The organism is Flagellimonas amphidinii, from assembly GCF_013090115.1.
Taxonomy (GTDB): domain Bacteria; phylum Bacteroidota; class Bacteroidia; order Flavobacteriales; family Flavobacteriaceae; genus Flagellimonas; species Flagellimonas amphidinii.
In genome coordinates, this window is record NZ_JABFNN010000033.1 from 18,302 (window position 1) to 30,816 (window position 12,515).

At 37.3% G+C, this 12,515-nt stretch carries 12 protein-coding genes; 11 read left to right on the forward strand and 1 reads right to left on the reverse strand.

What is annotated here, in order from left to right; translation table 11 throughout:
- Nucleotides 1–65: 65 nt before the first annotated feature.
- From HJC33_RS09835 to HJC33_RS09865, 7 genes are all read left to right on the forward strand, one after another.
- Nucleotides 66–1,007 (forward strand): YHYH protein, encoded by a 942-nt coding sequence (locus HJC33_RS09835; RefSeq protein ID WP_171658654.1) that lies wholly within the window; start codon nt 66–68, stop codon nt 1,005–1,007.
- Between the two features lie 3 nt (nt 1,008–1,010).
- On the forward strand, nt 1,011–1,637 hold the full coding sequence (locus HJC33_RS09840; protein WP_171658655.1) for a DUF6702 family protein: 627 nt from the start codon (nt 1,011–1,013) through the stop codon (nt 1,635–1,637).
- Between the two features lie 24 nt (nt 1,638–1,661).
- Entirely contained in the window at nt 1,662–2,012 is a 351-nt protein-coding gene (locus HJC33_RS09845) for a DUF6515 family protein (RefSeq protein ID WP_171658656.1), read from the forward strand.
- Nucleotides 2,013–2,604: 592 nt separating this feature from the next.
- Nucleotides 2,605–3,687 (forward strand): GNAT family N-acetyltransferase, encoded by a 1,083-nt coding sequence (locus HJC33_RS09850; RefSeq protein ID WP_171658657.1) that lies wholly within the window; start codon nt 2,605–2,607, stop codon nt 3,685–3,687.
- The gene (locus HJC33_RS09855) at nt 3,680–4,900 is read left to right on the forward strand and encodes a GNAT family N-acetyltransferase (protein WP_171658658.1); all 1,221 of its coding nucleotides are present in this window, start codon (nt 3,680–3,682) and stop codon (nt 4,898–4,900) included. Before HJC33_RS09850 ends, HJC33_RS09855 begins: the two co-directional genes overlap by 8 nt.
- Nucleotides 4,901–4,941: 41 nt before the next feature.
- Complete coding sequence (locus HJC33_RS09860) at nt 4,942–6,399, forward strand: MBOAT family O-acyltransferase (RefSeq protein ID WP_171658659.1); 1,458 nt, start codon at nt 4,942–4,944, stop codon at nt 6,397–6,399.
- Between the two features lies 1 nt (nt 6,400).
- A complete protein-coding gene (locus tag HJC33_RS09865; protein WP_171658660.1) occupies nt 6,401–7,339 on the forward strand; it encodes a hypothetical protein in 939 nt (312 codons plus the stop codon).
- Between the two features lie 41 nt (nt 7,340–7,380).
- On the opposite strand, the gene HJC33_RS09870 is transcribed toward HJC33_RS09865, so the two are convergent.
- Nucleotides 7,381–8,412, reverse strand: coding sequence for a WD40/YVTN/BNR-like repeat-containing protein (locus tag HJC33_RS09870; RefSeq protein ID WP_171658661.1), 1,032 nt, complete (start codon nt 8,410–8,412; stop codon nt 7,381–7,383).
- Nucleotides 8,413–8,471: 59 nt separating this feature from the next.
- On the opposite strand from HJC33_RS09870, the gene HJC33_RS09875 reads away from it, so the two are divergent.
- The 4 genes from HJC33_RS09875 (at nt 8,472) to HJC33_RS09890 (ending at nt 12,513) form a co-directional block, all read left to right on the forward strand.
- A complete protein-coding gene (locus HJC33_RS09875; protein ID WP_171658662.1) occupies nt 8,472–9,686 on the forward strand; it encodes an RsmB/NOP family class I SAM-dependent RNA methyltransferase in 1,215 nt (404 codons plus the stop codon).
- Nucleotides 9,687–9,712: 26 nt separating this feature from the next.
- Nucleotides 9,713–10,621, forward strand: a complete 909-nt coding sequence (locus tag HJC33_RS09880) for a helix-turn-helix domain-containing protein (RefSeq protein WP_171658663.1) — start codon at nt 9,713–9,715, stop codon at nt 10,619–10,621.
- An 88-nt stretch (nt 10,622–10,709) separates the two neighbouring features.
- Nucleotides 10,710–11,471 (forward strand): SDR family NAD(P)-dependent oxidoreductase, encoded by a 762-nt coding sequence (locus HJC33_RS09885; RefSeq protein ID WP_171658664.1) that lies wholly within the window; start codon nt 10,710–10,712, stop codon nt 11,469–11,471.
- A 265-nt stretch (nt 11,472–11,736) separates the two neighbouring features.
- Nucleotides 11,737–12,513 (forward strand): HNH endonuclease, encoded by a 777-nt coding sequence (locus HJC33_RS09890; RefSeq protein WP_171658665.1) that lies wholly within the window; start codon nt 11,737–11,739, stop codon nt 12,511–12,513.
- Nucleotides 12,514–12,515 lie beyond the last annotated feature (2 nt).

Consider the following 12,515-nt stretch of genomic DNA (forward strand, 5'->3'; position numbering starts at 1 on the left):
TCTTTTTTTTGATTAAACCTTTTGGAAAAACAAAGGTCATAGAATCAAATCTAAAAACTAAAATCATGAATCTATTAAAATTCCCATTCCTATTGTTTGTACTGTTTGCTTTATCCTGCTCGTCCGAAGACAGCACTGATCCAGGTGACGAAGATGATTCCCAAAGTCTTGATTGTTCGGATGTGACCAACGTATTCTCCATTGATTTAGACCCAACAGGTTGCACTATTGATATTCAAACCCAATTGGGTACCACCTCACTGTATAGCGAAACCATTTCAGGGGATGTACGGACGGTTTTCATCAATGGTGTTGCAAGCCATCTGGTTGGCCAGTTCCCAAACGGGGGGAACCCAAATACTATTTCCGAAGCCTCTGAAACATTGACCATGACCACAAACCCAGAACTTGCCACTAATGTCACCATTGGACAGGGATACACCTTTGGCGTATTGTTTTCAGGAGTAGCGGTTGACCCATATACTGCTGAATTTTTTGTGGGGTCAACAGGTACAATGAATATGGAGTGGAATATTACTGCTTTACAAACAACAACCGCTTTGGGACTTGATTGCAATAATGCCCACGTGCAACCTACGGGAAGATACCACTATCACGGAACACCTTCCAATTATTTAGATGGACTCTCTGCCAACGGCACTGAAATGGTCAAAATTGGCTACGCAGGAGACGGTTTTCCCATTTATTACAAATATGGTTATGCAGATGACAACACGACTATCATAACCATGGAGAGTGGTTATCAACTTAAATCTGAAGCCAGAGGCGGTGACGGTATTACTGCTCCCGATGGTTGTCCGGATGGTTATTACTTTCAAGATTATGAGTATGTAGAGGGCATATCCGAACTGGATGCCTGCAACGGTAGGTTTGGAAAAACCCTAGACTCAGATAATGAGTATTATTATGTGATTACGGATAACTTCCCTTCTTCTCCGCTATGTTTCTCTGGTACCCCAGACCAAAGTTTTAGAATAGGAGGATAGGGTATGATGGGAAAGCTTCAAACTATATTGATCTTATGGGCCACCTGCATTGGGGTTTCATATGCCCATAATGCGAATGACATCAGTTATTTTTTCAATCTGGACACCAAGGAATTGAATATCTACTTGACACCAAAATCCGCGGTGGACCTATTAAAAAATTTGCATGCCGAAATAGATAGATCCACTTTGATCAATCTTTCAGATTATACAGCTGACTTCGAAACCTATTTTAATGAAAAACTTGGGTTAAATATTTCCGGTACCTCCGTTGAATTCAAATTGACCGGTTTTGACCTGAACACTCATGATGCCTCTTTGCATTTTGCCCTAGAAAATCTTCCGAAGCATCCAGAAACTTATCAAATTAAAGTCGAAAGCTTTTTGGACGTATATGAAAAAGGTAAAAACTATGTGTCCATATCAGCTGAGGGCCAGAAACACCGCTATGCCTTCAACAATACAAAAATAGAACGTGATGGAACCTTCAAAAAAGCAACTCGATCTTCAGCCCAAAGTAAAACAGCGCTTTATCTAAGCTTGGTGTTTGCTGCTTTATCCGTAGGATTTACCGTTTATCGAAAAAACAATATCGGATTAAACCATCATTCAAAACCCAAGTCTTACTAATACAAATCCATAAAAATCTACATTATGAAAACATTAAAAACAATATTGGTTACCATAGCACTTTTAGGAAGCTTTACAATTGCAAGTGCGCAAAAAACAGTAGTACGTGTATATCCCAAACATGGAACAGTAGTGACCACCATTTCAAAACCTCGAATTGTAGTACATAAAAAGACAAATTATTACGTTGCGGATGGTGTTTGGTACAGAGCAAGAGGAAGAAAATATGTGGTATGTGCCGCCCCAGTTGGAACTAAGGTAAGAACATTACCAAGAGCTCACCGAGTGGTTTATGTAAACGGAAGAAGACTTTACAAATACCGTGGTGTATGGTACAAAAAAAGAGGTAGAGACTTTGTTGTAGTAACCGTTTAGAATTTAGTCTATAGTTGGTTTGGTTAGTTGTTAATTAAGAAGCGGCGATTTTATCGCCGCTTCTTTTTATTGAAATGAAAGCTTTGCTATAATTTCATCGATTTTTTTCAACTAATTACCTCTTTTAACTTTGCCTATGATATTTGTCATGATGTCAATATTTAACATAATGTAATTTGCCTTAAGATTTTTTAAACTTGACACGGGATATAAAAAAGTGTTTGGGCAATGTTTAACCATAGCTTAAATTACTAACTGATCAATCTAAAAAACTAAAATAAGAAGAGATACGATACGTAAACTTTTAAATTATTTTATAGGGATTCAGGTCAAAGTAGAATTGCATTTAAACAAAGTATAAAATATAAGCATTTCTAGCCTTGCTAGAAGAATTTATCGCTTGGACAGGAATTATTTTGGGAATTATCCGTATTTAAACCTGAATAAAATTCTGATAGACAAAAACTAACATTATTATGATAGTGACAAAAGCAATATTGAAAACCATAAACCGTTTTGATTTTACATTAAAACAGCAATCATATTTTAATATAAAATCAAATAATTTGCCCTAAATTTTAAAAATTGAGCCATGCAGGTCATAGAGGATAGAAACGCTTGGGGGAAAGTACTTGAGCAATGTAGCACGACTGACTTTTACCACACTTATGATTACCATCAAATCTCCAAAAATGAAGGGGAAAAACCCGTTTTGTTAAAATATACAGAAGGTGAACGACTTATTGCATTACCCATACTGATTCGGGAAATAGAAGGAACATCACTTAAAGATGCTACCTCCGTTTATGGGTATTCTGGTCCAATAACCAATAATCTTGGCCTTGATAGCGACAACATAAATTTCAAAATAAAACTAGACGGATTTTTAAGGGACAATAACATTGTTTCTGTCTTTTCAAGATTACATCCTTTTATTCCGCAACAAAGATCTATTTTAAAAGGGTTGGGTAAAATTATCTCCCATGGGAATGTGGTAAACATTGACCTTACCCAAAGCCCTGAAAATCAAAAAAGACAATACAACAAAAGGCTAAAAACTTATATCAACAAAGAAGCTAGAGAATATCAAATTGTTGATGGCACCAGCGGCAAGTGTCTCGATGCATTCATTGGTGCTTACTGTGAGAACATGAAAAGGGTAATGGCCAAACCTCACTATTTCTTTGGAAAGAAATATTTCTATGAGTTATTGGCGAGTTCTCAAATAAATGCCCAATTACTGGTTGTAGAACATAAAGAAACAGGAGACTTTGCTGGAGGCGCAATTTTCACCAAAAACAATGGAATTGTACAATATCATCTATCAGGAGTCAAAACTGAATATGCTCTTTTAAACCCTATGAAATTACTCATAGACTATGTACGTGTTAAATCTACAGAAGAAGGTTTTGAGTACTTTAATTTAGGTGGAGGACTTGGAGGCGAATCCAAGGACTCACTTTTTTACTTTAAATCTGGTTTCTCAAAAGACTATCATGAGTTTTGCTCTTGGCAGTACATCGCTAATCATAAGAAATATCACAACATTATTGAGCAAATAGAAGCTATAGATGCTGTTGAAATTGATAAAAACTCATGCTATTTTCCACTATACCGAGATGGGAAAAACCCAGAAATAGAAATATCTAAAATAAACTGTTTGGGTGATGATTGACAACCCTTTCACCTCTCAAACTTTCTCCAATATCTGGTTTGATGGTTTTGCAACAAGGGAATCAAAAGTAAATGTTCAAGGTATTGAAGGTATTGATTTTTTCAACAAGGGCGGGATACACATAAATGCAGGAAAAACACACACAAAAGGAATCCATTATTGTATTGAGAACTCTACTATTTCCCTAAAAGGAAAAACTTGTCTTATCTATGATATTCCTGCCTATTTTGATTGCCCAGGTACATCTTCAAAAAAAATAAAAGTCAAAAAAGTAAAACAATATCCGGGTTTTTTAATTGCACTAAATCCATATGAAAGCTTGTCAGACTTCATGCAAAAAAAATTCAAGAAGTCCAGTAGGTACAAATTGAATAAATATTATCGAAGGCTTTCCGAATGTTTTGATATCTCCGTAACCATGTACCGTGGAGAAATGAAAGAAAATGAATTTGATTCCATTTTTGAAAAGTTTCGGATGTTACTGGAAAAAAGGTTTCAAGGAAAAGGTGAACACAACAATAATCTGGACCAAAAAGAATGGGATTTCTATAAAAAAGTGGCCTATCCCATGATTTTGAAAAAGAAAGCAGGACTCTTTGTTATTTTTGACAAGGATGAACCCATAGCAGTTACTTTGAACTACTTTTCAAAAGATATAATTTTTGATGCCATTACGGTTTTTGACACTGCTTATGCCAAATTTCATTTAGGTTCTGTAAATATCATGTACCTCATAACTTGGGGAATAGCAAACGGATTTAAAACCTTGGATTTTTCCAAGGGCTATTTTGATTATAAAACAAGATGGGCCACACAACAATATGATTTTGAATATCATATAATCTATGACCCAAAATGTATTTTATCGAGCACAAAAGCAACCGTCTTAAGTAGTTTCTTTACATTCAAACAATTTTTGAGGGAAAGGGAACTCAACCTGATATTGAACAAACTACGCTTTATATTACATGGAGACAGTAAGATAAATTCGAATAATGCAACCCAAAAGCTCGTCTTTGAAGATATAGATGCACATAGTGATATCACAAAAAAAACGCTTTTAAAACTTGAGCCAAAAACAAAAAAAATACTCTTCGAATTTTTATACCTCTTCGGAGAAGCAGCAGCAGATGTAAAGATATTCTATATTGAAAACAAAGACCAATACTTACTCCAAGGGAAAAAGACTCATAAAATAGCCTTTTTCACCTAATCTTTCTAATAATTAATTCAACCTAATTAGAATTTGCAACGATGCTTTTTAATTCAGTAGAATATTTAATTTTTCTTCCCACGGTTTTTGTATTGTATTGGATGGTTGCCAAATTGGGCAATATCAAAATCCAAAATACATTGGTTCTGATGGCCAGTTACATTTTCTACGGACTTTGGGACTGGCGTTTTCTTTTTTTGATCTTAGCCAGCACTTTAGTGGATTATTTTATGGGACTGGCAATCCACGGGGAGCAAAAACAAGAAAAATCCGGGAAGTTTTTCCTTTGGTGCAGTATCATTTTTAATATTTCTCTTTTAGGTTTCTTCAAGTACTATAATTTCTTTGTGGATTCTTTTGTGGATATGGTAGGTTTTTTTGGTTATTCCATCAAGAGTACTTGGACCCTGAACATTATTCTACCGGTGGGCATTTCGTTCTACACCTTTCAGACCATGTCTTACTCACTTGATATCTATTACAAAAGAATACAGCCTACCAAAAGCTTTTTAAATTTTGCCACATTTGTTGCCTTTTTTCCACAATTGGTAGCCGGACCAATTGAAAGAGCCTCTAATCTCTTGGGACAAATTACCAATAAAAGGTATTTTAAATATGACCAGGCCGTGGAAGGCTTAAAACTCATACTTTGGGGGTTGTTCAAGAAAATGGTCATTGCAGATGGAATCGCCCCTATTGTGGATGATATTTTTGCGAATTATGATACTTTTTCAGCTTCCACTTTAACTTTGGGAGTCACCTTGTTCAGTTTTCAGGTCTATGGAGATTTTTCAGGTTATTCTGATATTGCCATTGGTACCGCCAAACTTTTCGGAATTGAACTTATGTCAAATTTTCGATTTCCAAATTTTTCCCGAAATGTTGCAGAATATTGGCAACGTTGGCACACTTCGCTCTCTACATGGTTCAGACACTATTTGTACATTCCATTAGGAGGGTCACGGGTAAGTAAATTAAAATCCGTCCGAAACATCTGCATCATATTCTTGGTAAGTGGTTTTTGGCATGGTGCCAATTGGACTTTTATTTTTTGGGGTGCCTTTCATGCAGTGGCGTATATTCCAGTCTTTTTATTGGGAAGAAATACCATTTACAAAAAGACAGTAGTTGCCCAAAATACGCTTTTGCCGTCTGTAAAAGAAATAGGGCAGTTGATTGCTACCTTTGCTTTGGTCACATTTTCAAGGATATTTTTCCGATCAGAATCACTACATGACTCATTCGTATTCATCCAAAGGCTTTTTACTAATCTCCATTGGGAACCCTACCATCATCCCATGGGGTACAGAATGATTGATTATTTTGTCTTGCTGACCCTTTTTGTTGTTTACGAATATATTATTCGGAAAGATGAACGTAGTCCTTTCAAATTTAAGTATAGAGTAGTCAGGTTTTGTGCCTATACTTTAGTCATATTTGCAATTTTATTGTTCTATGATGACGGTGTTAATCGATCATTCATTTATTTTCAGTTTTGATATGGTAAAATTATTTGTAAAATCATCAATCTATATCGTCCTAATTCTTGTTGCCCTAGAACTCTTGGTAAGAGCTTTTCACCTCTATCCTGAAGATTCACCAAGGTTTATTGATAAACAAGGAGTTGAAAAAAGAGTACCTCAATACAAGGGATATAGTGTTACTGGAAATAGAAGACAGAATTTTTCAGAATACCGAATCAACAATCAAGGTTTTAATTCGTATCGTGAGTTCACCCCGTCTTATTCCAAAAAGGAATTGGCACTTATAGGAGATTCCTTCATACAGGGCTTTCATCAGAATTATTATAATTCCATCGGAAAAAAAATAGAAAACAGCACCAAAGATCTAGAAGTTTACGAATATGGATATGCTGGTTGGGATTTGGCAGATCAACTACACTTGATTTACGCTTATGCTGAAGATTTTGACAAAATTGACAAAATTGTAGTCTACGTAAAATATCCAATGGACTTTGTGCGAGATACGTATGAACCTAATGTTGGCAGAATCAAAACCTTGAATTCCACTCCATTTAAATTACGAGAGAAGATAAAACTACTGTATTACGCATCGCAAATTGGTGTTTTAGATCCCATCAAAAACCTCATGGCTGCCAAAAAGGACGCGCAGAAAGAGGAATCTTTGCATTCTGATAAGGACAATATAACTTTAGATAGCCTTTACATCAACAACTTTGAAAAACTGCTAAAAGACTATCCCATTGACAAATCAAAAACCAGTTTACTATTGGATGAAAGGCATGTTTCCAAAACATTTTTGGAATATTGCAAAATCAATAACATCGACATCATCAACTTCGGTGAGTTTTTTGAGGAATCCAAAAGACCTGTGACATTGATTTACGACATGCATTGGAACAACCATGGACGCAGTTTAGTAGCTCAGAGCATTGTAGAGTATCTTAAATTGCAATAGGGAGTATTTGTTCAAAACCTCTTGTACTCTTTGATGCTCTTTCAGTGGAACTCCAACTTGGCAATTCTATTCCTGCCTGCTGCATACGCCACCGAATCATTCAAAAATCGAAGGGTGTAAAAAGATGCATCACTAAGGGTTTTCCAATGCAAACCACCATCACCGGAATATGAGATTCCCGTGAAACCAACTGCAGCCAATCCTTTTCCCCTGGAATTAGGAACAAATTGCACACAACTTTTATAATTGGGCTCTTGACCATCAGCAATCAAATTCCAAGTCTTGCCCCCATCATGTGTGTTGATTTTATTGGCCTTTTTCGATTTAGGTTGTGTATAATCCCCTCCAATGGCAAAACCATTGTTCTCGTCATAAAAATGAAGGGAATATATCCCTTGAGTGGCTTCCCCATGAATAATCGGGGTTTCAACAACATTCCAACTCACCCCCTTATCTTCCGTATGATAGATTCTACCTTCGGTAGTGCCAATCCAAGCTTGATCGCCTATAACAGCAATATTACTGTCGCTAGCAGCAAACGCACCTTCACCTTCTATTCCCTCAGGCAAATCTGAACAAGGGACTTTTGTCCAAGTATGCCCTCCATCTCTTGTAATAATGATGGACAGACATCCGTTAACCGTATCTCCAACAGCAATTCCTTCCATATCATTCCAAAAAGTAAGCGAATCGTAGAAAACGCCTTCACCTTCTTCTTTGTAAACCAATTCCATAACCCCATTTTCACCAGTTTTAAATAACAGTGCAGGACTATCTATAGAAAGCATAAAAAAGTCCTCTGCTGTTTTTCCTACAGCACGAAATTGGGGAATGATAGAGTCATATTGCTGAACATTGACACGAATTTTATGGGTAGCTACGTCCACTGTTCCATAGATTCCTTTACTACCTGCAAAAGCTAAAGTATTGTTATCCAAAAACGTAATGGCCCTTATACTCACAGAGTCCTCAAATACTGGTATCACGCTTACCGTTTGAAAAGGTCGATGCTCTTTTTGGTCAGCACAAGAAACCAAAACCACTATCACTAAAAGAAGACTGAAAATCCGCATTGCATTTATTTTCCATAAAAGTAAGTAGAAATGATACCTTTGCAACCTTATTTTTTGTCATGCGCTTACACCGAAACCTAGTTTTTGCCGTAATAGATGCCTTGAATCTCATCTTCAATGAAGGAGAGTATGCAGATAAGGTCATTGAAAAAGTATTGCGCTATGACAAACGTTGGGGCGCTCGAGATCGGGGTTTTATAGCCGAAACCACGTACGATATTGTTCGTTGGAAGCGTTTGTATGCTGAAATTGCTGAGGTACATGCACCTTATTCCAGGCCTCATTTATTCCGTTTGTTTGCCGTTTGGTGTGTTTTGAAAGGAATCCGGATTCCAGACTGGAAACAGCTCGAAGGTACTCCTGAGCGTCGCATCAAAGGAAGATTTGATGAGCTTTCAAAAATCAGGAAATTCAGAGAATCCATTCCAGATTGGTTGGATGAATTGGGAGAGAAAGCCTTGGGCGGTTCCCTTTGGACTGCAGAAATAGCTGCATTGAACCAACAAGCAGAGGTTATCCTCAGAACCAATACCCTTAAAATCCAGAAAAAACAGTTGCAGGCAGCACTTGCGGAAGAAGGCATCGAAACCGAAACCCTGAAAGAATACCCCGATGCCCTCAAATTAATAGAACGAAAAAATGTCTTTACCACCCAAGCTTTCAAAGATGGTTTTTTTGAAGTGCAGGATGCTTCCTCTCAACTGGTAGCCCCCTTTTTGGAAGTGCAACCAGGACATAGGGTTGTAGATGCCTGCGCCGGAGCTGGCGGAAAAACTTTGCATTTGGCCGCTCAAATGGAAAATAAGGGCCAACTTATTGCCATGGATATTTATGAAAGTAAATTGAAAAAGCTAAAGGTGCGTGCCAGACGAAACGGTGTCCACAATATGGAAACCCGAGTTATTGAAAACACCAAGGTCATCAAAAAACTGCACAACAAAGCTGATCGCGTATTGTTGGATGCTCCATGCTCTGGACTTGGGGTTATTCGAAGAAACCCAGATAGTAAATGGAAATTGGAACCTGAGTTCTTGGAGCGCATCAAAGGAGTCCAGCAAGATATACTTCGTGACTATTCAAAAATGGTAAAACCGGGCGGAAAATTGGTTTATGCCACCTGTTCTATCCTGCCTGAAGAAAATTCAGAACAAGTGCAGCATTTTTTAGCTTCCGAAGCCGGACAAGATTTCACTTTTATAAAAGAACAGAGCATCCTTGCTTCCCAAAGTGGCTTTGACGGGTTTTACATGGCTCAGATGGAAAAGTCCAGCTAATTATTTGATTTGTGTAACTTTGGGTTATGCAAAAAAAGGTGTCCTTAGAAGAATTTTATAAAACTGCCCACCATTACGTACCTGAAAGCGTAAAATCTGGTATAGGCCATTTTAATGTCTTTAAGTTGGATGAGTTTGCCGGTCCCAAACCCAAACCCATGCCTTTCAACCGTAGGGATTATTATAAAATCAGTTTGGTGAAAGGACAAAGCAAGGTGCATTATGCAGATAAGGTAGTGCATGTTGAAAAGCAGGCCATTGTCTTCTCCAACCCTCAAATACCCTATAATTGGGAACGTATTGACGAACAATTGACGGGCTATTTTTGTGTTTTCACGGATACTTTCTTTCATCAGTTTGGAGATTTGACCCAATATCCCGTCTTCCAACCCAATGGCAATCTGGTTTTCCAACTGACCGATGAGCAAATGGGGGAAATCGCACCTATTTTTCAAAAAATGTTTGTTGAAATCGATTCTGATTATGCTTTTAAATATGATGTGCTCCGCACCATGGTTTTCGAATTGATTCACGCCGCGCTTAAAATGCAGCCTGCCGATATTTCAGAAAACACCCATTCCAATGCCTCCGAACGCATTTCTGGTTTGTTCATGGAATTATTGGAGCGTCAATTTCCCATTGAAAGCCCCATGCAACGCATGCGGCTCAGGTCAGCATCCGATTTTTCGAACCAACTAAGTATTCATGTCAATCATTTAAATCGTGCTTTAAAAGAGACTATGGGGAAGAACACTTCGGGATTGATCACCGAACGAATCGTTCAGGAAGCCAAAATATTACTGCGCCATACCAATTGGAACGTCTCGGAAATTGCCAATTCCCTAGGCTTTGAGGAAACCGCTCATTTCTCCAATTTCTTCAAAAAACATGCTGCCCACTCCCCTGCTACTTTCAGAAAAATGGAAATTGTTTGATTTTTACAATTCTTTGATTCTTCTTCGCAAACTATTTGCCTGAATCTCCAAGAACTTTGTGGTGTTGAATTTTAAAAAAGAAAACATCATGAATACAAAGAAAATAGCATTGGTTACCGGTGGTAGCCGTGGGTTGGGAAAAGACATGGCCATCAACCTAGCAAAAAAGGGATTGGACGTTGTCATTACATATAATTCCAATAAAGAAGCGGCTGAAGCCACCATCGCTCAAATCAAATCACTTGGAAGTAATGGAATGGCCCTTCAATTGGACACCAGAAATGTTAGCTCCTTTTCCAACTTTAAAAAAGAACTGGTTGAGCAGTTAACTAATGTGTTGGATACCGCAACCTTTGATTATTTAATCAACAATGCCGGGTTTGGCTATAACGGTTCTGTTGCTGAAACCACTGAAGAAGCTTTTGATGACTTGATGAATGTACATCTTAAAGGGGTCTATTTTTTAACGCAGACTTTGTTGGACACTTTAAACAACGGTGGAGGCATCGTAAATATTTCTAGCGGATTGGCACGCTTTTCCTTCCCAGGATATTCGGCCTATGCCTGTATGAAGGGAGCTATTGAGGTCTACACACGTTATTTGGCCAAGGAATTGGGAGAACGTAAAATCAAAGCGAATACAGTTGCTCCCGGGGCAATCAATACCGATTTCAACAAAGACCGTTTTGAACAAGCCCCACAAATAATGGATATGATTGCCTCCTTAACCGCATTGGGAAGAGTGGGCGAAAGTGAGGACATCGGTTCTATAGTCGCATTTCTCTGTACTGAGGACGCGGCTTGGATCAATGGCCAACGCATAGAAGCTTCAGGTGGTATGTTCGTTTAAATTACAATCCGTCAAACCTATAAAAAGCCCTATATAGGCTTCTTATAGGTTTAATTTGAACTAGTTATAACCTTGGGTAACAGGATGTCATGAAAAGGATTCTATATATAAAATTTTAAGTAGTTGATAAAAATGGCTAGTTTTAAATGTTTTTCAAATAATATTCTTTCCCAAATCAAATAAAGCTGAATTCTGAAGTCATGATATTTGAATAAATAGTATGACTACCTAAAAATTGTATAACCTCATAAGCAATTAAGGTATAATGGCCACATGGCTTGTATTACATAAAACACAATCCCAATATGGAGACATCATTGGCAAAACTTATGAATATCCAATTGGAATCCCGAATTCTAACCAAATTAGAAGTGGTGATTTTTTAGTTTTCTGTTTGACCAAGAAGTCTGCCAAAAATGACAAACGTATTCTAGGTTTTGGAAAAATTCATAGACTTGAGTCCAAACCTCCATTAAATACTGATGAAAAACAAAGAAAACGTTTAGCTGCCCATTTAGTCGACTACAAAGAATTTAATCCAGCTCTTTCATTTGATGATATTGGTGGTGACCCAAGGTCAAACAAAACAAATTCAATAAGTAGAATTAATGTCAATCTAGACATATTCCCTGTTAAAGAATCCAATCACATCCCAAATGATGATTTCATTACCAAACAACAATATGCACGGAATATAAGAAGGAGGCAACTAAAATTTCGAGAATCGCTGTTGAAAGTATACGATTCAAATTGTTGTGTCAGTGGACATGGTCCTGAAATTGTTTTAGAAGCTTGTCACATTATTCCACACAGCGAATCAGGAATAAATCAACTTGAAAATGGATTGCTCTTAAGGTCAGATTTACATCATCTTTTTGACGAAGGTCTTCTTAGAATAAATCCTGAAACCTTGTGTGTTGAGTTAAATCCAATCCTTTTAGAAACACCATATTCAAAATATGATGGACAAGAATTAAGAGCGCGGAATGATGGCAAAAACCCAAATAAAGAATATTTGAAAAGGAGATATACAAATCACTAGAA

Bases quoted from the DNA above. Each gene is read 5' to 3' on its own strand.
- HJC33_RS09835 (WP_171658654.1), top strand. From the start codon at position 66: ATGAATCTATTAAAATTCCCATTCCTATTGTTTGTACTGTTTGCTTTA.
- HJC33_RS09840 (WP_171658655.1), top strand. From the start codon at position 1,011: ATGATGGGAAAGCTTCAAACTATATTGATCTTATGGGCCACCTGCATT.
- HJC33_RS09845 (WP_171658656.1), top strand. From the start codon at position 1,662: ATGAAAACATTAAAAACAATATTGGTTACCATAGCACTTTTAGGAAGC.
- HJC33_RS09850 (WP_171658657.1), top strand. From the start codon at position 2,605: ATGCAGGTCATAGAGGATAGAAACGCTTGGGGGAAAGTACTTGAGCAA.
- HJC33_RS09855 (WP_171658658.1), top strand. From the start codon at position 3,680: ATGATTGACAACCCTTTCACCTCTCAAACTTTCTCCAATATCTGGTTT.
- HJC33_RS09860 (WP_171658659.1), top strand. From the start codon at position 4,942: ATGCTTTTTAATTCAGTAGAATATTTAATTTTTCTTCCCACGGTTTTT.
- HJC33_RS09865 (WP_171658660.1), top strand. From the start codon at position 6,401: ATGGTAAAATTATTTGTAAAATCATCAATCTATATCGTCCTAATTCTT.
- HJC33_RS09870 (WP_171658661.1), bottom strand. From the start codon at position 8,412: ATGCGGATTTTCAGTCTTCTTTTAGTGATAGTGGTTTTGGTTTCTTGT.
- HJC33_RS09875 (WP_171658662.1), top strand. From the start codon at position 8,472: ATGCGCTTACACCGAAACCTAGTTTTTGCCGTAATAGATGCCTTGAAT.
- HJC33_RS09880 (WP_171658663.1), top strand. From the start codon at position 9,713: ATGCAAAAAAAGGTGTCCTTAGAAGAATTTTATAAAACTGCCCACCAT.
- HJC33_RS09885 (WP_171658664.1), top strand. From the start codon at position 10,710: ATGAATACAAAGAAAATAGCATTGGTTACCGGTGGTAGCCGTGGGTTG.
- HJC33_RS09890 (WP_171658665.1), top strand. From the start codon at position 11,737: ATGGCCACATGGCTTGTATTACATAAAACACAATCCCAATATGGAGAC.